Below are 24,477 nucleotides of genomic sequence, written 5' to 3'. Positions count from 1 at the left end.
GTTGCGTTTGAACATTTTTTATAACTGGCAGTCGCAATGATAGAGCCCTCCTTAACTTACTGGAAAGACTCTACTTTTTTGTGAAAAAAATCTAGTTTAATTTCAAGTAGTTACGATGGATTATGGTGAATTATATTAAAAAATTGGGTGTATGCTCTAAAAATTAGACTTTTTCGACCGATTTTATTGATTTTTAAATTTATAAAATTCAAAATGGGAACAAGCGAAATCCAAGATTAACAACATATCAATTTTTTCTCCGTTTAGCATAGTCCATGACTTTTTCAGGATATCTACTGTCTTAAAACCAACCTTCTCATAAGCCTTAATCGCTCTTGTATTGGAATGAAAGACAGTGAGAGCTATGGTGGATAAATTCATTGTATTAAATGCATAATCGGCTACAAGCTTTAACGCCTCAGTTCCATGCCCCCCAGAGCGGTACCGCCCATCCATTATTGCTATACCAATTTCTGCCTTTGATTTATCATTGTGGATGCCTTTAAGGGTGACATAGCCTATTGGAACATCGTTTTTATGAGCAATAATACAAAATGTTATTGGCTCACCATCACCCCTATCAGGTAATGTAAGAATCTCTACCGTTTTAATAAATCTTTCACTTTCATTACATCGGAACGGATGCCATCCCATTGTCTCAATAAGTTCAGGATCATCTGAAAAACCTATGAGATGGGCAATATGATTATGTGTGATAGGCGATAGATACACGCTAAAATTCATTTTTTGTTTTATCCTATCTTGCATCATCAATCCTCCAACTCAGAATTTGCGGAATTTATTTTTTGTAAGTTTATAAGCATAGATAACATGTTCGAATTTCCCCTTTCAATACATCCGACCCAAGCGTGACATATGACTCAAAAATTTTAAAAAATAATTTACCCTGGAAACCATTTAGAATAGCTGAAAAAAGGTTTCATGCACCTGCTTTTTTTAGTATGTTGGTCCTCCAAGTGATGCATTACCATATCATCTATCCGGAAAATATTAAGATAGGTGCTCGGCTAAAATTTAGATATTAATTTAATGAGTTATATTTAAAAATAAAACATAAAAATACAAAAAATCAGGAGAAGATACATCGTGAACGCAACAAAGGCATATGCGACAAAATCATTTACAGTTATTGTACTGTTTATGCTGATCATTGGCGGAGCGGTAAGTGCCGGAATTTATTTCGGGCTAAAGAAAATGGCAGTCATCATTGCACCGGGATCTGACGGCATACTTGTTTTGCCGGGAATTAATGCGACATTTACCATTCAAAGTCTGGCTGATGCGGCTCATTTTATAGATATGGTGACAACGCAATATATTGCCCACATTGTGATCATCACCGTTCTTGTTTTTTTAGTTTTAAGTCTTATTCTTTGGGTCCTTTTGAAATCAAGCGTGGGCTCTTTGTTTAAAAATCTTGATGCTGCGCCTGCCGGTAAAAAAGTTAGTGGAAGTGGTGAAAGCCCAAAGAAAAAAGATTTTGTAGAGAAACGATTGGAACAGGAACGGCAAAAAAGGCTTTTTCTGCATTTTATATCGGTATTACAACGAGAAGGGCGGTTGCTGGATTTTTTTGCAGAAGAACTGTCTGTATATGATGATGATCAGATAGGTGCGGCTGTCAGGAGCATCCAGGAAGACTGCAAGAAAAGTGTAGATAAGTATCTGTCTTTGGTGCCGGTGATTGATAAAGAAGAAGGGGATGAAGTTGAAGTTGAACCGGGTTTCGATCCTAATGCCATTACATTAACGGGGAATGTTTCCGGTGAACCGCCCTTTAAAGGGGTGTTAAGGCACCGGGGATGGAAGGCTGCAAAGAATGAGGTGCCTAAGCTGTCAGATGTACAGGATGCCTCCATTGTTGCACCGGCAGAAGTAGAAGTTGAATAGAAAATTTTCATTTATTTGTAGGAGTGTGCCGTGAAAGAGGGCAGATATATCGTTGGAATAGATCTTGGGACGACAAATTGCGTGGTGGCCTACTCAGATATGCAGACTGAAAGAGCACCCAGGGAAATGGCAAAAATAAACATTTTCAGAGTGCCGCAGCTCACAGGTCCCGGGGTGGTTGAATTAAGAGATTCCCTTCCCTCTTTTCTTTATGTCAAGGAAGGGCATGAAGACGATTCAAACTCCTTGGTATTGCCGTGGCCAGAGGAAGATGCCATTACTGTCGCCGGTGAATTTGCCAGAGAACGCGGTGCTGAAGTGCCCCATAAACTGATCTCCTCGGCAAAGTCGTGGTTGTGCAATGCGGCGGTGGATCGCGAAACCCCGATTCTGCCCTGGAATACTACAAAAGATATTGAGAGATTGTCTCCGGTCCAGGCCTCCTGTGCGCTGCTCAGGCATATAAAAAATGCCTGGAACCACGAAATGGGGGAGGATGATCCGGATCTCTGCCTTGAAAATCAATCCATCTACCTGACGGTTCCGGCCTCGTTTGATGCCGTTGCCCGAGAACTGACGGTGAAGGCTGCGCAACTGGCCGGTTTGAACGACATTGTGCTTATTGAAGAGCCCCAATCCGCCTTTTATGCCTGGATTGACAAAGCCGGTGATGACTGGAGAGATCAAGTGGAAAAGGGCGATCTTGTTCTGGTCTGTGATATTGGTGGCGGAACCAGCGATTTCAGCCTTATTGAAGTGGACGAGGATGAGGACGGCCTTTTAAGTCTTGAACGTGTGGCTGTGGGCAATCATCTGCTTGTTGGGGGTGACAATCTGGATTTAACGCTTTCCTACTTTCTTGCGGCCCAGCTGCGGGAAAAGAAACAAAAACTGGATGACTGGCAGATGAGAGGACTTGTTCACTCCTGCAGAAAAGCCAAAGAGAGCTTGTTTTCATCTGACGGTCCCGATGAATATCCCGTAACGGTTTTGGGAAGAGGTTCCGGCCTGATCGCCGGAACGATTAAAGTGAGCTTGAAACTTGAGGATATACAGCAGGTTGTGCTGGATGGTTTTTTTCCTAAATGCAGTCTGGATGACAAGCCTGCCAAAAGCAGCGCCGCCGGCATGAAGGAGTTTGGACTTTTATATGAAGCCGATCCGGGTATTACCCGGCATTTGGCTCAATTTATATCTTCCCATACCGATGTCCAGGGAAATCCAAGACTGCCCACGGCCGTTGTATTTAACGGCGGGGTCATGAAATCCCCTATGATCAGAGAGCGGATTCTGGATGTACTCAAGCAGTGGCACACGACAGCCGGTGGAGAAATCCGGCAGATCAATGCCGTTGATTTTGATCTTTCCGTGGCCTGGGGCGCATCTTATTATGGTCAGGCCGCGCGGGGAGAGGGCATTAAAATACGCGGTGGGCTCGGGATGTCCTACTATATGGCCATTGAAGCGGCCATGCCGGCCATTCCAGGGCTTGCCATGCCCACCAGAGCCCTTTGCATTGCCCCCTTTGGCATGGAGGACGGCAGCCAGGCGGAAAGCAAGGACCGCTTGTTTAATCTGGTGGTGGGCGAGAAAGTCACGTTTGATATCATGAGTTCTCCCAACCGCCCTGATGATCAGCTCGGAGATGTGATCGATAATTGGGAGGATATGGGGATCATTGAGTTAACCTCCATTGAAACTGAGCTGGAAGGAACCGATGAGGGCTTTATACCTGTCACGTTTGAAGTCAAGGTGACCGAGATCGGCACACTCGAATTTTGGGCCTGCTCACGGGATGATGATCGCAAATGGCGTTTGGAGCTGAATGTAAGACCCAAGGTGTAGTGGCGGGCAGGAGATTATAGTGGATTTGGATTTTCAAGATAAACGGTATGTGGTCGGGATTGACCTGGGGACGACCAATTCGGCGGTATCATACGCTGATCTGACGAGCATTGACACAAATAGAGCCGATGGCATCGGCAATGCAATAAAAGTTTTCAAGGTGCCTCAATTAACAGGACCGGGTGAGTTTTCGCCTGTCTCCGTGCTGCCCTCTTTTTTATATATTCCCGGAGAGTACGATGTCTCCAAAGAGGCACTGCAGCATCCCTGGAAAAAGGAAAGTGATCTGTTTGCCGGTGTGTTTGCAAGGGAGCATGGGGCACAAATTCCATCCCGGCTGGTTTCATCTGCCAAAAGCTGGCTGTGTCATGCCCGGGCCGACCGTGAAGCCCCGATTCTGCCATGGGGATCCCAGAATGTGGAAAAAATATCCCCGGTCAAGGCGACCAGTGAATATTTAAGACATATTCGAAAGGCGTGGAATCACTTCGTTAAAGACGAAGATCTGTTTCTTGAAAATCAATTTACAGTCATAACCGTTCCTGCATCATTTGATGAGGCCGCGCGTGAATATACGCTAAAGGCAGCAAGGGATGCCGGATTCAGTAAAAATATCACTTTGCTGGAAGAGCCGCTTGCCGCATTTTATGCATGGGTGACACGCCATGAACATGATTGGCAGTCCCATGTCAAAGCAGATGATTTGATCCTTGTTTGCGACGTGGGCGGGGGCACAACCGACTTCACCTTGATCTCATTGAAAGAGGCAGAGGGCAGTCCGCGGTTTGAGCGGGTGGCTGTCGGGGATCACCTCATTTTAGGCGGAGACAATATTGACCTTACTTTGGCACGCTATGTCGCGACAAAATTTAAGCAAAAAGCAAACCTTACGGCGGATCAGTGGAAGACACTGAGCTATAAATGCCGGGCCGCAAAAGAAACTCTGCTTTTGGCCGGCGACGATAATAACGACGATAATAACAGTGATGAAAACCGGGCCAGAATTGTATTACGCGGAGAGGGGCGATCGCTTATCGCAAATACATTGTCAGCGGATCTGGAAAAAGGTGAGCTGGAAGATATCTTATGCAACGGGTTTTTCCCGGAGGTTGAGCCCAGTGTTGCCAATCCTAAAAAAACAGGAAAGGCCATAGCTGAATTTGGGCTGCCATATGAGCAGGAACCTGCAATAACCCGTCACATCGGATGGTTTTTAGAGCGCCATCGTGACAGTGTTAAAGCGGCCCTGGGTAAAGACCCCATACCTGATCATATTTTGTTCAATGGCGGATCACTGAAACCGTCCGTGTTTCAAAACAAAATCAGGGCGGCTATCGGAAAATGGTTTTCCTGTGGGGATCAGGCGCTGCCGGCAGTGCTGGACAATAGTGATCCGGATCTTTCCGTTGCTTTAGGGGCCTCTTACTATGGTCTTGTTAAACAGGGCATTGGTGTGCGTGTGGGCAGCGGCAGTCCCAGAAGTTATTATATCGGCATTGCTTCGGATAATTCCCAGGGTAAACATGACTCCCAAGGCGCACCCGATGACGCAAGGTGTGAAAATGTCCTGTGCATTGTGGAGCGTGGCCTGGATGAGGGCTCGTTGATCCAGCTGCCACAGATGGAGTTTGAGGTTGTAACCAACCAGCCGGTTGTTTTTTCAATGTTCAGCTCCAGTTTCAGATCCGGTGATAAAAGTGGAGACATTCTTCAGGTTGATGAGTCACTGACACCGCTGCCGCCTTTGAAAACCATTATTAAATTTGGAAAAAAAGGGGAATCAAAACAGATTCCGGTTAAGGTTGAGGCCGAATATACAGAGATGGGGACGCTTGCGATGTGGTGCCGCTCAAGCGTGTCGTCCCATCGTTGGAAACTTCAGTTTCAATTGCGTGAACCCCAAGCCGGAGAAGCCGGCGAGAGTGAAGTCTATGATGATGAGACACTAAATAGTGTTCGTAATCTGTTGACAGACGCATTTTCCGGATCTGCCGATAGACCCCAATTGCCTGCCGTTGTAAAAAATATAGAAAAGCTGGTGGAGACAAAGAAAAATAAATGGCCTCTGTCTTTTCTCAGGGCTGTGGCTGATCATCTGATTGAAAATGTCAAATGGCGGGGAAACAGTCCGGAACACGAAGTTCGCTGGTTAAACTTGACCGGATTTTGTATTCGACCCGGCTTTGGTGATGCCTTTGATGAGTCACGTATGCCAAAATTGTGGAAAGTTTATTTACAAAGAAGCCTGTTCCCTAAAGCCAAGCAAAATGCCGTTGAATGGTGGATATTTTGCCGGCGCATTGCAGGGGGATTGACTGCCGGTCAACAGCGGCAGTTTTTCCAGGATGTTTCCAGCTATTTATTGGCAAATAACGGTGCCGGCAAAAAAGTGCCCAAGCAAGAGATGACCGAAGTGTGGATGGCCGCAGCAAATATGGAGCGCCTGTTGATAAAGGACAAAATCGCTTTGTCAAAAAAGCTGATCCCCCAGTTGAAACCAGGTAAAACACCGCACCAAATGTTTTGGGCGCTGTCAAGGATTGGTGCCAGAGAGCTTCTTTATGGATCTGTGGATAGAGTGATTCCTGCAAAAGAGGTGGAGCGCTGGACACAACGATTGATTAAAATCAATTGGACGTCCAAGGACCAGATCGCTACGGCATTGGCCCATATCTTTCGGAAAACCGGAGATCGAACCCGTGATGTTTCCCCGGAAACTATTCAGATAATGGTCCCGTGGCTTGAGCAGATGCAGGCGCCTAAAAAGTCATTGGATATGATTCAAACCGTCGTTCCCATTGAGTCGGCCGATGAAGCTTCTATTTTTGGGGAAAGTCTGCCCCAGGGTCTTATACTGAAGCAGTCGCCCTGAAAAAGGTGATTACAAGTCCATAGGCTTGGTCTTCGGACCAGACCGATACCTTTCTTGATTATGTTTTGAAAAAAGGACAACATGAACAAATTTGCATATTTCATGTCCGGGTATGCCCTTAAGGCATTATCCGGGCTTTCCAAAGCCCGGATAACCATTCATAATCAAGAAAGGATTCCAGACGGCTCCGTTATCTTTATTGCTAATCATTTCACCCGGATTGAAACGATTTTTTTACCGTATCATCTCCACGGTATAACAAAAAAAAGAATATGGTCCCTGGCCCATGCCAGTCTTTTTGCAGGCGGGTTAAGAAGCATCCTTGACGTCATGGGTGCCATCTCCACCAAAGATCCGAACCGGGATTATCTTATTACCAAAACCCTTTTAGACGGCGAATCATCATGGATCATTTTTCCGGAAGGAAGAATGGTAAAGAATAAAAAGCTTGTTAATAACGGCAGGTTTGAATTCCCGGTCGATAAACTGGTTCACCGTCCCCGTTCCGGGGCAGCCGTGATCGCACTGCAAAGTGAATTTTACCGGAAACGGCTGCGGCGGATGAAAACCATAAATCCCAAAGAGTTTGAACGCCTCATCGACTGGTTCCAAATCAAGGACCCTGAAAAGGTCTTAAGTCAAACAACCTATATGGTGCCCACAAATATCACCTATTATCCCATGCGGGCAAAGGAGAACCTGCTCTCTTCTCTTGCCCAGAAGTTGATGGAAAATCCCTCCCAGCAATTGATGGATGAACTGATGACCGAAGGCAGCATGATTTTATCCGGCGTCCAGGTTGATATTCGGTTTGCAAATCCCATCAAAATTGCCGATTATTTCAATAATTCATTCATTGAAAGCGATCTGACATCAAGACGGAAAATCGTTTTCAGCAGACGTATTTGTTCCGCCCCTGTAATAAAAGCCGCCAGTCAGGATATCCTTCACCGATTCATGGCCGATGTTTACGGCATGACTACCCTTAACTATGACCATATTTTTACCTGCCTGGTCAAATATATGCCGCCGTCACCCCAGGGCATTGATTCCTATGATTTAAGGTGCAGGGCATATCTGGCAATTACCGGGAAAGTCATAGACTCCGGCCGCTGTGTTCACAACTCGTTTTATGATAACCAGATTCATCTGCTAACCGACGATAGAGACAAAAGGTTTGCCGCATTTCTTGACACTGCCCTTGAAACCGGCGTGCTTTATGAAAAAAACGGTAAATTTTTTAAAAGACAGGAAAAATTTGCAGCAGATACCGGTTTCCAGGGAGTGAGGATGGAAAATCCCCTTTATGTTGTTGCAAATGAAGTCGAGCCGCTCCAGGATATCGTGCTGTCTATAAAGGACATTGCCGGGAAAAGCGACGTTGAAATTGATCGGCAGATTCGCCATGGGTTGATGGACAAAGTCTTAAAGGACTATGATCTGGATTACGAAAAATTTGATCCCCCAAAAGAACCATTTGAAAAAGAGGCCGGCAAACCCCTTATTTTCGATCCGGGAAAAGGCCGGCCCGGTATTCTTTTAATTCACAATTATCTTGCCTGTCCCAGAGAGATGAAACCCCTGGCTGATTTTTTCAGTACGCTTGGCTACACTGTTCTTGTGCCGCGACTTAAAGGGCATGGCACCACACCTGAAAATCTTTCCCGGACAAGTTATGAGGACTGGATTAACAGTGTGGAAGAGGGCTATGTTATCTTAAAGCACAGAACGTCGTCGATCTTTGTTGGCGGCTTTTTTACAGGTGCCGGACTTGCGCTTGAACTTGCCTCCCGGATACCGGAAATTGCCGGTGTTTTTGCCGTTGCTCCACCGTTAAATGTCAAGGATGTGGGGTATCGATCCTTTACTGCCGGTGAGTTCTGGCATCGTATGCTGCAAAAAGCCAGGTTTATTGACGGCAATCTTGATTACAGGGATAAGGGCATGGAAGATACCTGTTCGATATGCTACCATCAAAACCCTTCCAAGGGCATGAAAGCGCTTGAAAAATTGATAAAGCATCTGGAAGAAAGATTGCCGTTTGTTACAGCACCCCTTTTATTCCTGCAGTCCGGCAAACAATTTCATAGCAACACGGCAAATGCAGAAAAATTGTTTAAGCTTGTCCGCTCCATTCGGAAAGACTTCTTTTTCTTTAACACAGACTGCCATAATATTCTTTCAGGCAGTGAATCAACACGGGTTTACCGATCTATTGCAGACTTTTTAGCCTTGGTTGAACAGGACGCCTACCAGTCTATGGGAAAATAATCCTTTAAAAATTTTCCACACCAATGCTTTCCCGTTAGAATGCCGTGGAAAAAAGGATCGCAGATCCGGGCTGCTCCGTCCACAATATCCAAAGGCGGCTGGAAATCGTGGCGCTCTTGTTTTAATTGGGCAAGACGCGCCGGATCTTCATCCGTGACCCAGCCGGTATCCACGGCATTCATGTAAATGCCGTATTTGGCAAGATCCTCGGCCGCCGTATGGGTGAGCATATTTAATGCTGCTTTGGCCATGTTGGTATGGGGATGGCGGCTGCCTTTTTTAAAGCGCAGGAATTTGCCCTCCATGGCTGAGACATTGACAATGTGTTTTTGGCCGGTAAAGTCCGATTTCATCATCTGGGCCAATCGGTTGCACAACACAAAAGGGGCCACATTGTTGACCAGCTGAATTTCAAGCATCTCTGCCGTTTCAATCTCTCCCAGTTTCAGCCGCCAGGAGTTGGTTTTCCGAAGATCCACCTGCTGGAGATCGGCATCCAGAGCCTTTTCCGGAAAAACCTGGGGTGCGTCTATACTGTGGTCATAGGAATAGGGAATCTGGGAGAGTTGGGCCGACTGCCTCAGCCCGATACCGGGGGCCGTGCCGCTCCAGGAAACCGGCAACGCGTCTTCTCCACCTACATCACGGGGCCTGCCTGTTGTCACCTGGGCCACGCAGTCCTGGTAATGGTCTAAAAGCATTGCCGCTTTTGGGGACAACGATGAAATTTCTTTTTGTTCAGTGTCCATCAGGTGGGCATAAAATCCAGGGGGACGTCGAACGGTCTGGGCCGCATTATTGATTAAAATATCAAGTCGCCGATATGTCTGTTTGACATAATCACAGAACAGCTCCACACTGGGAATATGACGCAGGTCCAGCCCGTAGATATGGAGCCTGTGCCCCCATTGATCGAAATCGGGTTCCTTGGAAAATCTTAACGCGGAATCCTTGGGAAAGCGTGTGGTGGCAATCACCCTTGCTCCGGCTCTAAGCATCATTACCGTGGCCTGGTATCCGATCTTAAGCCTGGATCCTGTGATAACGGCAATCTGTCCTTCAAGGGATGCGGTCTGGAACCGCTTTTGGTAGTTGAGTTCTGCACATTCAGGACACATGCTGTCATAAAAATGGTGGAGCAATGTAAATTGGGCTTTGCATACATAGCAGTTGCGGGGCGAATCGAGGTGCTCTGTAGCATCGGGGCTTTCAAGTGCGGGACCTTCAAGTTGGGGCGGCGCCGTGAACACCAATGCTTCCCTGGCTTTCCTGATTCCGGTTTGCGCTCTCATTCGCCGTTCTTTTGCGACAACGGCAAGGCGCTTCTGCCTCTTTTTATCTTTGTTGCGTTTCTTTATTTCAGTTTTGTCCGGCCGGGATATTTTGCCGGCAGCCTTAATCAACGCAATGCGGTCCGCTTCGGATAATTTGGCCAGAATTTCAGACCGGTCAGCCAGGGTTTCCAGTACCTCAATGCAGCGGGCAATGTCTTCAAGTATCCGTTTTTCATCTTCCGGGGCGGGTTGCTCCCCACAAAGGGCTTTCACGATATCGGCTTCCTTTAATAAACATAGAAAAATGGCAATTATTATAGCTGATTAGGAAATTTGTCAACCCGGGGATGGATTTGTTGATGACCAGCCTTAAAAAAAGCCGGCAGTCTAAAAATAGACTGCCGGCCTTGTATCTGTTCAACCAAAAATTTTACTACATTTCAGTCTCAGGATGGAAGACGGCTACTTCTTTCAGGTCATCTCCCAAATATTCCCGTTCATTGGGTCCAAGAATGCCCAGCGACAGGCAGAGCAGTGTCCATAAATGGACAACGCCATAATGCCCTTCGTAATGTTCGCTGAGCTCATGAATCTGCGCATGGCAGTTATGGCAGGCCGCGATACAGTAATCCGCACCAGTGGCCTTGATTTGTTGGTCTTTGATCTGCCCGTAAGTCAAACGTTCTTCTTTGAAGCCTGACTGGAGAAATCCGCCGCCGCCGCCACAGCAGAAGTTGTTGGAACGGTTGGGCTGCATGTCAATGAAGTTCTCTTCACCGACTATGGATTTCACAACAAAACGCAGGTCGTCGGCAATGGGGTCGCCATAACTTTTTCTGACAATCTGGCAGGGATCTTGTACCGTAAATTTAATTTTCAGGTCTTTGTTCCAGTCGGAACTGGGTTTCAGCCGACCTTCACGGATCCATTTTGCATAGTATTCGTAAATGTTTTTGATTTCTAAATCTGTAGTATCAATGTTGAATTTTTTCGCTCCGGCCCGGACCGAGAAAGTTACGTGCCCTCACTCGGTATTGAGGTACGTTTTGCACCCCAACTTTTTGGCCTGACCAATGGTGGTCGATGTCAGATGTTTCCAGGATTCGTCATCTGCCAGAAACATGCAATAGTTTTCACCGCCCCATCCCTTGGAACCGTAGGTCCAATCAATCCCGGCGGTATGGAGAATTTTCCATAAGGGGACCATCTCGTCGGGTTCGGTGACCGGCTCCCTGGAGTTCTGGTTAAGGAAAAATTCAGCACCTTCTTTATCGATGGGGGCTTCCATCTCTTCAAATTCCGGTTGGGCTTCCTTATACTCTTCGAGAACATCATCAACCACAAATTCAAAATCTTCCTCTGAGGTACCCATGGCTGAACCGGTATCGTGCTTCAAGGCCGCGTCACAGGAACCCAAGATGCCTTTTGGCCGCTCTTCCCTGGGACGTAATGTCCGAGCGTTGAAAACAAGTTGGGGGATATCAATTTTCATGGGACAGACATAAATGCAGCGCATGCACATGGTGCACATCCAGGGCCAGTCTGATGCGACAATTTCCTCATCCATGCCCAGGGCGGCCATGCGCAGAAATTTTCGGGGATCCATGTCTGCCAGCCCGGTGGCCGGGCAGCCTGATGCGCAGGCGCCACATGTCAGGCAGGCATTAAGATTTCCGCCCTCGGGCAGAATCTCTTTAACCTTGTCGATAAAAGTTGAGGCCTTTTTATTTCGGCCCAGTTTGATGACAGTTTCTGCCATGTCGTTTCCTTTCTTAAATACAGTTAAAGGTGAACAATCAGCATGTCAATGGTCGTTGTGGGTTCCCATGATCACCTGGATATCTGTTTTTCCCTTGATAATGTCAGACAGTTTCCTCATGGTTTCCGCCTTATTCCCTTAGGGAAGACTTCCTCTATAACCCATTGATTATATAGAATATAATGTTTATTAGAGAAAAAACCTTCTCTATGGGTGAAAAACTATAGCAAATAATAATAGTGAATTCAATTGAATGATCAAAAAATGGTGGGCCGGTTTAGTTGCGGATTTAGCCTGGGTGTTGATTGATTAGACCGGACTATGGCTGTTGTTCTTAAGCCGGATGCGGTAAAAATTGATAAAATTCTTTTCATGGCCTGAATCAATGGTTACAATAACCGGGTTTTGAGCAGTCAAAAAATGAGCAGGTTTCACACAGCCTCTATAATAACGGATACGCATCAGTGGATCGGAGAACATTTTTAAAACTCGCAGGATCAGCCGCCCTTGCAGGAACATGTCTGCCGTTGGCCGGTGCTTTGGAAACGGCATGGGCACTGGGGGCTTCCAGTTGCCAAGTACATGCCCTGGACCATGGTGTCAAGGATGCCCTTGTGGGAGCCGGGGAATCGACCAGGGCCCCAAATCATTTAAAGATCCTTTTTTTTAATCGTGACTTCAAAGATGATGTTTTGCTGCCTGAAAATGAGATGCCTCTTCTTTTATCAAGCCTTATGCGTTTCAAACGTATCCAAAAGCAGATCGGGTACGGTAACTTCAGCCTGGCCGGTTTTGATGATGCCCTGACGTGTGCCCGGACCTATGGCGGCATAGGGGAGTTTTCCCGCCGGGAACTTGATTTTCTTGAAAAATTATTTCACCGAGCTGCCGCTGATTACGGCTTTATGGGTAAAAAAACTATTCCCCGGATGACCTGGCAGGTGCCGTCTGGAAAAACAGTAAAGATTCAAGGCTCGGGCAATTATCTGTACAAGGGCAGGTCCCAAGCCCTGTACCAGGATATCCGGAAGAAAATCGGAACCGAGGCGGTTCTGACTTCAGGTATCCGGGGCGTGTCCAAACAGTTTCTGCTGTTCTTAAACAAGGCGGTGCAAAGCCGGGGGAACCTGTCCATGGCCTCCCGATCCCTTGCGCCGCCGGGCTATTCCTTTCATGCCACCGGCGATTTTGATATGGGGGAAAAGGGATTTGGCCTGGATAACTTTACGGAAAAATTTACCCGAACCCGGGTATACAGCCGGTTGTCCAGCCTGGGGTATATTCGGTTCAGGTATGGCCCGGAAAATCATTTGGGTGTCAGGTATGAGCCCTGGCATGTTGAGGTTGGGGGCTGAAGAACACAATGGCTTCAAACCAATTTAATTTATTAAAGAAGGAAAAATGTCAATGTTGATCAACATTCTGATTTTAAGCGTTGCGGTATTTCTGGTGGCTAATTTTTTACCCGGCATCCAGGTTAAACATTTTGGGACAGCCATTATGGTGGCCATTGTCTACAGTCTGATTAATTTTTTCTTTGGCTGGGTGCTGATTGTCTTATCCCTGCCTTTTATAATCATTACATTCGGGCTGTTCAAACTGGTGATCAATGCCGTGCTGCTCTGGCTCACCGATAAAATACTTGATGATTTTCAAATTAAAGATTTTTTAACAACATTTATAGCAGCCTTGTGCATTACCCTTGTTGATTCCGTAATCAAATGGGTCATCGCATAAAGAGTTTTAGTATCGTCCCAGCACTCTCAAGGTTTCCACCATTTTTTTAAAGCGAATTGTCCTTGTATGATCAAAGCGTCCAAGATATAAATTCCATAGAGAAAATTGGGGTGCCGGTATCTGATCCGCGGCATTGTTCAATAATATTTTATCAAATATTCCGGCAAACCGTGATTATGATCAAAGTGTTAACAAATCAGATAGTTCACCCTCGGGTCTGAAAACGAAAAGTTGACCGGGATAGGAAACAGGAGACAAAAGATGAAAATGAAAACCACAGTACTGATTATTAACGTATTGGCTGTGCTCCTTGTTCAATCCGTGATGGCGCAGACGCCGAAAGCAGAGTTGAAACAAATTACGGAATCGGTTTATGCGTATACGGGTGTTCCTGCCGGAACGCCCGGCAACATATTTTTTGTCAATACCGGTATAGTGATCGGAAATGATGCCGTGCTTGTGGTGGATACACTGACGTCCGCAAAGGAAGCTGAAGGTTTTTGGGCAGATATCCGGAAAATAACGGATAAACCTGTAAGATATGTGGTCAATACACACTACCATCTTGATCATGTTCTCGGTAACAGTTTTTTTGCCGACATGGGGGCCCGTATTATCGGCCATGTGAAATGCCGTGAAGCGGTTATTTCCACCGGGGATAAGACACTTGGGAATCCGGAAGCATTTGGGCTGCCGGCGGATTTCTGGGAAGGTACCCGGGCTGTTGCGCCGGATACGGCTTTTGAACGTGGAATGATTCTTGACCTGGGCGGTGTTGCCGTAAAACTGATTTACACAGGCTTTGCCTCACATTCTCAAGGTTCCATAATTGTGCATATTCCCTCACAGGATGTTCTTTTTGCCGGCGATATTCTTTTTACCGACTTTCATCCTTATCTCGGTGAAGGGGATCTGCCCGGATGGGAAAAGAATCTTGATTTCATACATGCCATGAATGTCAGTCATATCATTCCGGGGCACGGACCTTTATCCTCAAACAAGGATATTGAAGATCTGAAGGCCTATCTGCCGTTTTTCGATAAGAAAGCAAAGGAACTTAGCGCCGGGGAAAAAGATGTTGAAAAATTGACCGCTGCGATGTTGGAAGTGCTTCCTAAACGGGCAGGCGGCGATTTCATCGTCACAATGAATCTTAAAACCCGTTATCTGACAGACAACGGCAACGGGCAGTCTCAAAAAAAATAATGTTGTAAGCCCCGGTTTTGTTGCCCCTAAATCTCCGGAGGTGGAGAAATATGCCGAGCAATTTCCTTTGGGCAGAATTGCTTCACCTGAAGAAGTCGCTGACGCATATATTTATTTGATGGGAAACCCTTATACAACAGGGACAATAGTCGTGATTGATGGTGGGGCCAGATTGATATAAGCGATACGAGAAAAAATACCATGCAACATATTTTTGAAATTTCAGAATCAATGCAGAAGGATGCCTGGCAGGTCATTAACGACACCAATATCATTGAAATATGGTCTTCGATCGGAGCAACGATTAATTTAGTCGGGTCATTAAAAATGGGGCTGTTGATAAACAATCGGGATATTGATTTTCATATCTATACGACACCATTCAATCTTTCGGACAGCTTTTCCGCCATGGCCAGACTTGCAGAAAACAAACAGATTAAAACCATAAGTTATGGCAATTTGCTTGATGCCGAAGATCAATGCATTGAATGGCATGCGTTCTACGAGGACAAAGATGGCCATTCCTGGCAAATTGATATGATTCATATTTTAAATGAATCTGCTTATGCCGGATATTTTGAAAAGGTTGCCGAACGGATATCTGCGGTTTTGACGCCGGAGACAAGGGCCAATATTCTTAGGATCAAAAATAGTATTCCCATTGAAAAGAAGGTAATGGGAATCCAAGTATATAAAGCTGTTATTGAACATGGCATTCAGGATATTGATTCATTCTGGCAATGGAGAGAACAAAACCCGGATGAAGGCATTATCACATGGATGCCCTGAAATTTGATTTGTCTGATTAGAAAAAATGCGTTTATTTTTCCCAACCGCCAAAAAGATGAAGATGTAGGTGAAAGATCTCCTGGTCTCCGCCTTTTTCCACATTGAAAAGCAGCTTGTATCCGGATTTATTGATCCCCTCTTTCAGGGCCATTTTTGCGGCCAGGGTAAAAAGTCCCCCCACAAGTTCGGTGTGCCCAGGTTCAATGTCGTTGACGCTGCGGATATGGGTTTTAGGCACGATCAACAGGTGAACCGGGGCTTTGGGATGGATATCCCTGAACACCACATAGTCGCTGTCTTCATACAGCATGTCGCTGGGCAGTTCATGGTTGGCAATTTTACAGAAAAGACAGTCGTCAGGCATATTTTTCTCCAAATAGTAGTATTGATCCAATAGCTCACAGCAACACCTATCCGCTATGAGCTGTCAGCTGTCAGGCAAGCTCATCAATGGCTTCCATGAGATGTTCCATGGCCTTTGTGGCGTTGTCCTGGATAAATATATCCGTTATCCGGTTGGTATATTCCGACGGATTTGGATTGATCTCTATAATGGTTGTACCGCCGGCCTTGGCTCGGGAAGGCAGGGTGTTGGCCGGTGCCACCGTGCCTGTGGTGCCGATAAGTATCATGCAGTCGGCTTTTTGGGAGGCATCAACGGACTTAGACGCCGCATATTCGGGGATGGCTTCACCGAAAAACACCACATCCGGCTTCATCAGACCACCGCAGGCAAGGCACATGGGGGGCAGATGATTCATGTCCACCTGGGACACATTCACTTTTTGCCCGCAGTTCAGGCAGATGATCTGTTTTAATGACCCGTGGAATTCGTAAACCTCTGTATTGCCGGCATCCTTGTGCAGGTTGTCGATATTCTGGGTAATGATCGATTTTAACAGGCCCCGCTGCTCCATCTCAGCCAAAGCATAGTGGGCGGTATTGGGCAGGACCTGGCCAAACAGGTCATAAAAAATATCTCTTATAATCGCCCAGGCCCTGGCCGAGTCCTGGATAAAATAATCAATGTCAAAGGATTTAGGATCGTATTTATTCCACAGCCCGTTTCTGCCCCGAAACGGCGGAATACCGCTTTCAACGGAGATACCGGCGCCGGTAAAGGCCACACAATAGTGGGAATCAATAATTTGTTTTGCAGCTTCTTGATAAATATTCATGACATATCATTACCTTCCGGGGTTTACACTTGACCAGGGGATTGTTATTTTATTTTTTTCAACGGCTAAAGATAACTAAATTTTGATATGAGGTAAAGGTAAATCAAACCACTGATGAATGCAGACAAAGGACGATCTTCCGACATGCAAAATAATCCGGCAGGAACCCTTACAGTGGACCAGGTGGCTGAAAATCTTTCAGCTTTTGCCATTGACAGGGCTGACATTAAATCGCTGTTAGGCACAATCCCAGAGGGGCACCCCATAAACCTGAATCGTCTGGAATATGAACTGGCCATTCTTAAAATTCTAAGTGTGGGGTGGGCGCTTGCCTTTTTCATGCCGGCAACAGATGTAAACAAAACACCTTTAACCCAGGCCTTCTGGGAACAGATCCGGGAGATTTCCAACAATGTGTCAACTCTGACGGAAACCACCACAGGCACCCGGGTTGATTATTTCGGCATACTCAAGGAACGTCTGGATACCTTTGTGAAGCAGATGCAGGAAAATCAGACCAAAGATGCTGATCCCACCGGTATTATGGGGCCGGTGTTTGCTGATGCCTGCGGAACTCCGGATGACCCGATGGTAATTCTTGCCGGGACCAAGATGTTTGCCCTGACGTTGGGGGCGGTCAAAGAGTATCTGGCTGCCGTGAAGATAGAAGATATCACCATTCACTGATCCCCAACAACAAGCTTTATTTTTCATTATGATAGACAAGCGGACAAAACTTACGATACAGGCTGTGATCTGGATCAACGTGGTCATGTATGCCGTATCCCTGCTGTTCTCCCGTGGGCTTCATTTTACTTTGAATCCTCTAACTGCCCTGGCTCCGTCCAGCGATGCCTTGATCTTTCTTGGGGCATCCGGGACCATGGCTTTGGCTTATACCCATGACTGGTTGAGTATCTTTACCGCAAACTGGCTGCACGGCAGTTTGCTGCACATCCTTTTTAACATGCTGGCGCTTCGAACCCTTGCCCCGCTCACGGCAAAGGAGTTTGGGCTCTACCGGATGCTGTCCATTTATATCCTTTCCGGTGCCGGCGGTTTTTTTCTCTCCTGTCTGGGTGGCGTGCCTTTAACTATTGGGGCCTCGGCAGGTCTTTGCGGGTTGATCGGCGCCTTGTTTTATTTTGGCTGGTCCCGGGGGGGAACCTGGGGAAAGATGGTGTTTGATCAGACCAAATCCTGGATTCTCAGCCTGGTGTTGATTGGACTGATCCTGCCGAATATCAACAACTGGGGCCATGGAGGTGGGTTTGCCGCAGGCTTTATTCTTGCATTTTTCTTTGGGTATGACGAGCGTCGCAGATCCGGGGGCATTGATATCTTGATTTGCGTTGGGATGTCCGTATTTACCTTTTTTCTTTTATTCCGTTCGGTTTTTCAAGGTATGGCGGCAATACTTAAGTAAGAAGCGTTTTACACAAATTTTACAAAGCTTGCTTGCAATCTTTTTCCGGGTCAACTATATGGGCTCAATGAGTTTGAAACGCGTAGATATCGCCGTGGTCGGCATGTCCGGTATTTTCCCCGGCGCCTGTGACACCCGGCAGTTCATTGCCAATATCATGGCAAAAAAATCAAGTGTAATTCCAGTGCCCCAAGACCGGTGGGGTGTGCCGCCCGACATCATGGTGGACAACCGCGCCGGCAGGCCGTTGCCGGACCGTGCCTGCAGCCGGTTTGCAGGTTTGATTTCCCAATCGGTGTTCAATCCTGCCAATGTTGACTTTTCCGGGGCGGACATGGCCGGGCATGGGCTGGATAGTGATTTCTTTCATGCCCTGGACCCGGTACACCATTTAACCCTTGCCGCCGGAATTGATTTGATCTGCAATGCACGGCTTTCAAAAGAAAACCGGGAGCGCACAGGGGTTGTCCTTGCTGCCATTGCCTTGCCTACGCCGGGGGCATCTCGGTTGACCCGCGACTTATTTTTGTTGTCAAACCCTGTCATGCCCTCTTGGCAGCAGGCCTGGGGCGCCGGTATGTTGTCTGCGCCTGCATCAATTCTGGCAAGGGCATTGGAATTGACTGGCGGCAGTTTTACATTGGATGCCGCCTGTGCCTCTTCTTTGTTTTCCATAAAACTTGCCTGCGAGCAACTGTTGTCAGGACAGGTGGATGCCATGCTGGCCGGCGGGGTATCCCGGCCCCAGTCCCTGTACACCCAAGTGGGATTTACCCAGCTCCAGGCCCTGTCACCCACGGGCCGGTGCGCGCCCTTTGACCGGGATGCCAATGGTTTGGTGGTGGGGGAGGGCGCAGGCCTGGTCCTGCTCAAACGCCTGGACGATGCCCTGGCTTGCCAAGACACCATCCACGCTGTGATCAAAGGCTGGGGGGTGAGTAACGATATTGAAGGCAACCTGGTGGCCCCGGCCAGTGAAGGCCAGGTCCGGGCCATGTCCAGTGCATTTAATATGGCCGGCTGGTCCTTTGGTGATATCCAGTACATGGAGTGCCACGGCTCCGGGACTCCCAAAGGGGATCAGGTGGAAGTCCACAGTATCATGCAGATGCTTGAAAAATATCGGTGCCCGGACACAGAGTTGGCCATTGGATCGGTGAAATCCAACATCGGGCACCTTTTAACCGGTGCCGGGGCAGCCGGATTCATTAAAACGGTGATGTCCATGAACCAGGGGCTGTTGCCGCCATCAAATAATTTCAATGCCCTGCCCGATGACTCCCCGTTTAAAAATACCGGTGTCAGGGTTCAGGACGCGCCTGCTGCCTGGAGATCTGCCGGTGACGGTCAGCCTTTGCGGGCCGCCGTATCGGCCTTCGGGTTTGGCGGCATCAATGCCCAGATCCTTGTGGAATCCTTTAAGGCCGAATCACACAATTGTGCGGTGGGCTTTGCACCGGCGGAAAAAAGCGTACCCTGCGCCATTGTAGGCATGGGTCTGATATCGGGTGGCGCTGATGGCCTCGGGGAATTTTCCCAGCTTATTTTTGGAGAGACATTGCCTGCCGGCCGCTCCGGAGAAAACCGGTGGCGCAGAGCCGATCACCTGCCCACTGAAATCCGCAGCGCCTTAACTCTGTTCATGGATGATCTGAGTATTGATCTCAAAGATTTCAATATCCCCCCCAACCAGATGGATCAGATTCTGCCCCAGCATTTGATAATGCTCAAAGCGGCCCAGGCCGCCCTGGCAGATGCCGGGATCTCTCCCAAACCGGATGTATCACAACCGCCCCGGATAAATATGGGGTGTGCCGTGGGTATTGAATTTGATTTCGGCGCCACGGACTACCATTTAAGGTGGCAGATTCAGGGGCAGGAGAACAATGTTTCTACAGATTTGCTGGACACCATCGGACCGTCATTAAATTTTGATTCAACATTGGGTGCACTTGGGGGTATTGTGGCGTCCCGCCTGGCCCGGGCATTTAAACTGGGCGGCCCCTGTTTTACCCTGTCTGCGGATGAAGCCTCGGGGCACACAGCCATTGATGTTGCCGTTAAATCACTGTCCACAGGGGAGACCGACACCTTTTTATGTGCGGCCGTGGATCTTGCCGCTGATATCAGAAGTTTTACCCGGGACCTGGTTTTGACTGGCGCAGACCCCATGGCTTTGCCTTCGGAAGGGGCGGTGGCTTTGGTGCTTAAACCCCTGGAGGCCGCGCAAAGGGACAATGACCGGATTTATGCCGTGGTTAATGGTGTGGGCCGTGCCGGAGGAGCTGCCCTTGCCGGGGAAACCAGTGAGCAGGCCCAAGTCTCACGACTAACGGTTGTCCAAAATTCCTTACAAAAAGCCCTGGATCATGCTGGTATGGAACTTAAAGATATCGGGCTGGGTGCCGTAACGCACAGTGCGTCACATTTCCTGGGGGCAGGGGAGGCCTCTGGGTTGAAATCCAATGCCTTGCCGGTTTTTTGCCCGTCTGCTTTGTCCGGCCATGCCGGAGCAGCTGCAGGTCTTTTTACCGTTACGGCTGCCGCATTATGCCTTTATCTTCAAAAGTTTCCAGGGCCTTTGTCCAATGTCTCCGACATTCCCCAAACCGCTGTTGCAGGATGCCTGACCCGGGATGGTATTGGAGGACACGTTGTCTTGTCAGGTCACCGGGATCCAGGGCAGGGTGGGGGCACAGCGAACATCCCGGTAACCCGGAAAAAAAATAGACATTCACCCACCTGTATTCGGATTCCTGTGACCCGTCCGCCTTTTCCACAGGAATTGATTACCAAAAATATTTTTAAAGCACCTGAAATCCCCCTTTCCATTCCCTGTGACACAATTCCGGGACTGCTGGTTCATACCCAGGCGGTGACGGCCAGGGCCCATGAACGGTTCCTGGAATTATCCGCTCAAAACACCCGGGCCATGACCGAGCAGCTTGCCGCCATTGCCGGCGCAGTGGCAAGGGGCCGGCATGCATCAACCGGACTGGAACCGGTCTGTTCACCCCAGGATATGCATAAAATTCCCGAGGTATTCATGGACCGGGACCAGTGCCTTGAATTTGCCGTGGGAAAAGCCGGGAATGTGCTGGGGCCGGATTTCGATATCATTGACACCTACCCGGTCCGGGTGCGGTTGCCGGATGAGCCTTTGATGCTGGTGGACCGGATTGTTTCCGTGCATGGGGAAAAACTCTCCTTAACCTCAGGGAAAGTAGTCACCCAGCATGATGTGCATGAAAATGCCTGGTACCTGGACGGTGGCAAAGCACCGGTCTCCATCTCCATTGAAGCGGGGCAGGCCGATCTTTTCCTTTGCTCCTGGCTGGGCATCGACCATGTGGTCAAAGGAAAACGCAAATACCGGTTGCTTGATGCCAAAGTGACTTTCCATCGCAGCCTGCCCGTACCCGGTGAAACCATTGAATACCATATTGAGATCGACCGGTTTTTAAAGCAGGGGGATATCTATCTCTTCTTTTTTCATTACCAGGGATACATCAATCAGCTTCCCTTTATGTCCATGCGCGATGGGTGCGCAGGCTTTTTTACCGAACAGGAGGTGGAAAATTCCGGGGGCATTATCCTGAAAAAAGAAGATAAGGAGATGAATATCCAGGGGCCGCCGCCTGCCTGGTTTGCTCCGGTGAGACGAATAAGCCTGGATGATGAACAGGTGGAAGCCCTTCGCACTGGAGATCTTGTAACAGCGTTTGGTGCAGATTTCCAAGGAAAGCGCACCGGAAAAAACCAATGGCTGCCCGGCGGGCGTATGCGGCTGATCCACCGGGTGCTTGACCTGGACCCCACCGGCGGGCGGTTCGGCATGGGCCGTATCATTGCCCAGGCGGATATCCATCCCGATGACTGGTTTTTGACCTGCCATTTTATTGATGACATGGTGATGCCGGGGACCTTGATGTATGAATGCTGTGCCCATACCCTGCGGGTCTTTGTCCAGCGCATGGGCTGGGTGCTGCCCGGTGACGGCATCTGTTATAATGTGCTGGAAAAAAACGAAAGTGATCTCAAATGCCGGGGACCTGTGACCCGCGCTACGAAAAAAGCCCTTTACGACATTGAAATAAAAACAATCGGATATGAACCCCAGCCTTTTGTGACGGCGGATGCCCATATGTTTTCTGATGACCTTGAGATTGTGTTTTATAAGGATATGGGAATGAAACTGGAAGGCGTGACCCGCCAGGATCTTGAGGCGTACTGGAGGAAAAAATGAAGTACGACAAGGTGTTTATTGAATCCTTTGGATATGAGCTGGCACCCCATATCGTGACCAGCCAGGAAATAGATGAAAAACTCGCCCCTTTTTTTGAGGCTGTGGGATTTGTGCCCGGCCAGCTGGAGGCGTTGACCGGTATCCGGGAACGCAGATACTGGGATGAGGACCATACCATCGCTGAGCATGCGGCTGTGGCAGGCAAGCGAGCCCTGGATGAGGCAGGTATCAGTCCCAAAGAACTGGGGGCCCTGTGTTTTTGCGGGGTGTGCCAGGACGGATTTGAACCGGCTACCTCCTGTGCGGTGGCAGACATGATCGGGGTAGGGCCACGGGCCCATGTATATGATGTAAAATCTGCCTGCCTTGGCATGATCACGGGCATGGTTCATGTGGCCAATGAGATCCAGCTTGGGCATATTAAAGCAGGATTAGTGGTCTCCTGCGAGTCGGCCCGGCAGATTGTGGACGCCACTATTGAAGAGATCAACACCCACAAAAGCATTGATTTTTACAGGGAAGCTGTGGCTACCATGACCGGCGGCTCCGGGGCGGCGGCAATTTTGCTCACCGACGGGACCCTGGGCAAACCTTCGACCCAGCGACATGCCGTCAAAGGCGGGGTGGTGAACAATGCCATCCGTCACTGGAACCTTTGTTCCTGGGGATTTGAAGATAAGGGGATGCCCACCGATTCAAGGGTGATCATGCGTACCAATGCCCAGAAAGTGCTTGACCACGGCGTGGAACTGGTCGTGGAAACCTATGAAATGTTTCGCAAAGAGTTTAATTTATCTGCGGATCAGCCGGATAAAATAGTTGGTCACCAGGTGGGGGAGGGCCATCACAATAGATTTTATACTGCCATGAATATTGACCGGAAAAAAGATTTTTCCACCTTTCCTTTCCTGGGCAATGTGGGCTCCGTGTCCCTGCCGATTTCCGCAGCAATTGCCGATGAACGCGGATTCTTTGTGCCCGGAGATTTTGTGGTCTTTGTAGGGGTGGGGTCCGGACTTAACTGCTATTTTCTGGGGGTGGAATGGTAACAAGAATCATAAACGGGCAGCGGACCTCCACCACAGGGTTTGAGCGCCTTTATCCATTTAAACCCCATTATGCCCGGATCAACGGGAATCAAATGCATTATGTGGATCAGGGTAACGGCAGGCCCGTACTCATGGTTCACGGTAATCCCACTTGGTCCTTTTATTTTCGGCATCTGATCACAGGGTTGTCCGGCCGTTTCAGGACCATTGCCCCGGACCACATCGGGTGCGGTTTTTCAGACAAACCGTCGGCTAAAGATTATGATTATACGTTGGATCAAAGGGTGTCGGACCTGGATGCCCTTGTCCGGGGTCTGGATATTAAAGAAAAAATCTCTTTGATCGTGCATGACTGGGGCGGGATGATCGGGCTTGCCTGGGCCTTGGACAATCTGGCCCGGGTGGATAAAATTGTTATCACCAACACTTCCGGATTTTTTCTTCCGGCGTCTAAACGCTTTCCTGCAGCGCTTTGGGCCGTTAAATATCTTGCGCCTTTTGCCGTACCGGCTGTTTTGGGCGCAAACATTTTTGCCCGGGGCGCCCTGTATCTTGCTGCAGAAACCCGGCTGTCTCAATCAGTTAAAAAAGGTCTTGTTGCTCCATATAATAGTTGGGCTAATCGCATTGCCACCTTAAAATTTGTCCAGGATATACCGATAACAAAAAAAGACAGAAGTTATGCCAGGGTTCAGAAGGTGGATCGAGAACTTTGCAAACTTGACCCGGATCAGCTCATGTTTTTATGGGGAACCCGGGATTTTGTTTTTGACATTCATTTCCTTAAGGAATTTAAAAACAGATTTCCCCAATCCTGTGCCCATGTATTTGAGGATGCCGGTCATTATCTGTTCGAAGATAAGCCCGGTCCCACCCTTAAATTGATTCAAAAATTTCTGTCCTGATATTTTTTC

The 24,477-nt window shown here is 48.1% G+C and carries 18 protein-coding genes and 1 pseudogene; 14 read left to right on the top strand and 5 right to left on the bottom strand.

The window, feature by feature from the left end; all coding sequences use genetic code 11:
* Positions 1–183: 183 nt before the first annotated feature.
* Positions 184–771, bottom strand: coding sequence for a GNAT family N-acetyltransferase (locus B147_RS30580; RefSeq protein WP_020589036.1), 588 nt, complete (start codon positions 769–771; stop codon positions 184–186).
* 336 nt (positions 772–1,107) lie between these two features.
* Here B147_RS30580 and B147_RS0120265 point away from each other — a divergent pair, with 336 nt between their 5' ends.
* The 4 genes from B147_RS0120265 (at position 1,108) to B147_RS0120250 (ending at position 8,899) form a co-directional block, all read left to right on the top strand.
* Positions 1,108–1,911 carry a DUF2760 domain-containing protein gene (locus B147_RS0120265; RefSeq protein ID WP_020589035.1) on the top strand — a complete coding sequence of 268 codons (804 nt, stop codon included), beginning with the start codon at positions 1,108–1,110 and terminating at the stop codon, positions 1,909–1,911.
* 30 nt (positions 1,912–1,941) lie between these two features.
* A complete protein-coding gene (locus B147_RS0120260; protein WP_020589034.1) occupies positions 1,942–3,756 on the top strand; it encodes an Hsp70 family protein in 1,815 nt (604 codons plus the stop codon).
* A gap of 25 nt (positions 3,757–3,781) precedes the next feature.
* A complete protein-coding gene (locus tag B147_RS0120255) occupies positions 3,782–6,628 on the top strand; it encodes an Hsp70 family protein (RefSeq protein ID WP_033397696.1) in 2,847 nt (948 codons plus the stop codon).
* A gap of 81 nt (positions 6,629–6,709) precedes the next feature.
* Positions 6,710–8,899, top strand: a complete 2,190-nt coding sequence (locus B147_RS0120250; protein ID WP_020589032.1) for a 1-acyl-sn-glycerol-3-phosphate acyltransferase — start codon at positions 6,710–6,712, stop codon at positions 8,897–8,899.
* On the opposite strand, the gene B147_RS0120245 is transcribed toward B147_RS0120250, so the two are convergent.
* Complete coding sequence (locus B147_RS0120245) at positions 8,878–10,446, bottom strand: SDR family NAD(P)-dependent oxidoreductase (protein ID WP_020589031.1); 1,569 nt, start codon at positions 10,444–10,446, stop codon at positions 8,878–8,880. The two genes, B147_RS0120250 and B147_RS0120245, sit on opposite strands and share 22 nt — an antisense overlap.
* A gap of 160 nt (positions 10,447–10,606) precedes the next feature.
* Positions 10,607–11,932 carry a (Fe-S)-binding protein gene (locus B147_RS31345; protein WP_083927949.1) on the bottom strand — a complete coding sequence of 442 codons (1,326 nt, stop codon included), beginning with the start codon at positions 11,930–11,932 and terminating at the stop codon, positions 10,607–10,609.
* Positions 11,933–12,396: 464 nt separating this feature from the next.
* Between B147_RS31345 and B147_RS0120225 the strand changes: the two genes are divergently transcribed.
* From B147_RS0120225 to B147_RS0120210, 5 genes and pseudogenes are all read left to right on the top strand, one after another.
* On the top strand, positions 12,397–13,287 hold the full coding sequence (locus B147_RS0120225; protein ID WP_020589027.1) for a M15 family metallopeptidase: 891 nt from the start codon (positions 12,397–12,399) through the stop codon (positions 13,285–13,287).
* Positions 13,288–13,339: 52 nt separating this feature from the next.
* Complete coding sequence (locus B147_RS0120220; protein ID WP_020589026.1) at positions 13,340–13,669, top strand: phage holin family protein; 330 nt, start codon at positions 13,340–13,342, stop codon at positions 13,667–13,669.
* Positions 13,670–13,930: 261 nt separating this feature from the next.
* Positions 13,931–14,875 carry an MBL fold metallo-hydrolase gene (locus tag B147_RS0120215; protein WP_020589025.1) on the top strand — a complete coding sequence of 315 codons (945 nt, stop codon included), beginning with the start codon at positions 13,931–13,933 and terminating at the stop codon, positions 14,873–14,875.
* A gap of 10 nt (positions 14,876–14,885) precedes the next feature.
* Positions 14,886–15,056: pseudogene (locus B147_RS31340) on the top strand (SDR family oxidoreductase); the annotation flags it as partial.
* Between the two features lie 20 nt (positions 15,057–15,076).
* Positions 15,077–15,664: a hypothetical protein gene (locus tag B147_RS0120210; protein ID WP_020589024.1), complete on the top strand. Its 588-nt coding sequence runs from the start codon at positions 15,077–15,079 to the stop codon at positions 15,662–15,664.
* Positions 15,665–15,695: 31 nt separating this feature from the next.
* On the opposite strand, the gene B147_RS0120205 is transcribed toward B147_RS0120210, so the two are convergent.
* Together B147_RS0120205 and B147_RS0120200 are read right to left on the bottom strand one after the other, a co-directional pair.
* Positions 15,696–16,028, bottom strand: a complete 333-nt coding sequence (locus B147_RS0120205) for a histidine triad nucleotide-binding protein (protein ID WP_020589023.1) — start codon at positions 16,026–16,028, stop codon at positions 15,696–15,698.
* Positions 16,029–16,098: 70 nt separating this feature from the next.
* Positions 16,099–16,842: an SIR2 family NAD-dependent protein deacylase gene (locus B147_RS0120200; protein WP_020589022.1), complete on the bottom strand. Its 744-nt coding sequence runs from the start codon at positions 16,840–16,842 to the stop codon at positions 16,099–16,101.
* Positions 16,843–16,956: 114 nt separating this feature from the next.
* Here B147_RS0120200 and B147_RS0120195 point away from each other — a divergent pair, with 114 nt between their 5' ends.
* The 5 genes from B147_RS0120195 (at position 16,957) to B147_RS0120175 (ending at position 24,468) form a co-directional block, all read left to right on the top strand.
* Positions 16,957–17,529 carry a hypothetical protein gene (locus B147_RS0120195; protein ID WP_020589021.1) on the top strand — a complete coding sequence of 191 codons (573 nt, stop codon included), beginning with the start codon at positions 16,957–16,959 and terminating at the stop codon, positions 17,527–17,529.
* A gap of 28 nt (positions 17,530–17,557) precedes the next feature.
* The gene (locus B147_RS0120190; protein ID WP_026259747.1) at positions 17,558–18,268 is read left to right on the top strand and encodes a rhomboid family intramembrane serine protease; all 711 of its coding nucleotides are present in this window, start codon (positions 17,558–17,560) and stop codon (positions 18,266–18,268) included.
* A 67-nt stretch (positions 18,269–18,335) separates the two neighbouring features.
* Positions 18,336–22,514: a hotdog fold thioesterase gene (locus B147_RS0120185; RefSeq protein ID WP_245569067.1), complete on the top strand. Its 4,179-nt coding sequence runs from the start codon at positions 18,336–18,338 to the stop codon at positions 22,512–22,514.
* Positions 22,511–23,563 (top strand): 3-oxoacyl-ACP synthase III, encoded by a 1,053-nt coding sequence (locus B147_RS0120180; RefSeq protein WP_020589018.1) that lies wholly within the window; start codon positions 22,511–22,513, stop codon positions 23,561–23,563. The genes B147_RS0120185 and B147_RS0120180 overlap by 4 nt, the downstream gene beginning before the upstream one ends.
* Positions 23,557–24,468, top strand: coding sequence for an alpha/beta fold hydrolase (locus tag B147_RS0120175; protein ID WP_020589017.1), 912 nt, complete (start codon positions 23,557–23,559; stop codon positions 24,466–24,468). Before B147_RS0120180 ends, B147_RS0120175 begins: the two co-directional genes overlap by 7 nt.
* Positions 24,469–24,477: the final 9 nt, after the last annotated feature.

Source organism: Desulfobacter curvatus DSM 3379 (genome assembly GCF_000373985.1).
Classification (GTDB): Bacteria; Desulfobacterota; Desulfobacteria; order Desulfobacterales; family Desulfobacteraceae; genus Desulfobacter; species Desulfobacter curvatus.
This window is presented reverse-complemented; position numbering and strand designations above follow the sequence as displayed.

What these genes read in the sequence shown, in the direction of transcription:
- B147_RS30580 (WP_020589036.1), bottom strand. Translation starts at nt 771, where the DNA reads ATGATGCAAGATAGGATAAAACAAAAAATGAATTTTAGCGTGTATCTA.
- B147_RS0120185 (WP_245569067.1), top strand. Translation starts at nt 18,336, where the DNA reads ATGAGTTTGAAACGCGTAGATATCGCCGTGGTCGGCATGTCCGGTATT.
- B147_RS0120190 (WP_026259747.1), top strand. Translation starts at nt 17,558, where the DNA reads ATGATAGACAAGCGGACAAAACTTACGATACAGGCTGTGATCTGGATC.
- B147_RS0120175 (WP_020589017.1), top strand. Translation starts at nt 23,557, where the DNA reads ATGGTAACAAGAATCATAAACGGGCAGCGGACCTCCACCACAGGGTTT.
- B147_RS0120205 (WP_020589023.1), bottom strand. Translation starts at nt 16,028, where the DNA reads ATGCCTGACGACTGTCTTTTCTGTAAAATTGCCAACCATGAACTGCCC.
- B147_RS0120220 (WP_020589026.1), top strand. Translation starts at nt 13,340, where the DNA reads ATGTTGATCAACATTCTGATTTTAAGCGTTGCGGTATTTCTGGTGGCT.
- B147_RS0120250 (WP_020589032.1), top strand. Translation starts at nt 6,710, where the DNA reads ATGAACAAATTTGCATATTTCATGTCCGGGTATGCCCTTAAGGCATTA.
- B147_RS0120210 (WP_020589024.1), top strand. Translation starts at nt 15,077, where the DNA reads ATGCAACATATTTTTGAAATTTCAGAATCAATGCAGAAGGATGCCTGG.
- B147_RS0120215 (WP_020589025.1), top strand. Translation starts at nt 13,931, where the DNA reads ATGAAAATGAAAACCACAGTACTGATTATTAACGTATTGGCTGTGCTC.
- B147_RS0120195 (WP_020589021.1), top strand. Translation starts at nt 16,957, where the DNA reads ATGAATGCAGACAAAGGACGATCTTCCGACATGCAAAATAATCCGGCA.
- B147_RS0120180 (WP_020589018.1), top strand. Translation starts at nt 22,511, where the DNA reads ATGAAGTACGACAAGGTGTTTATTGAATCCTTTGGATATGAGCTGGCA.
- B147_RS0120200 (WP_020589022.1), bottom strand. Translation starts at nt 16,842, where the DNA reads ATGAATATTTATCAAGAAGCTGCAAAACAAATTATTGATTCCCACTAT.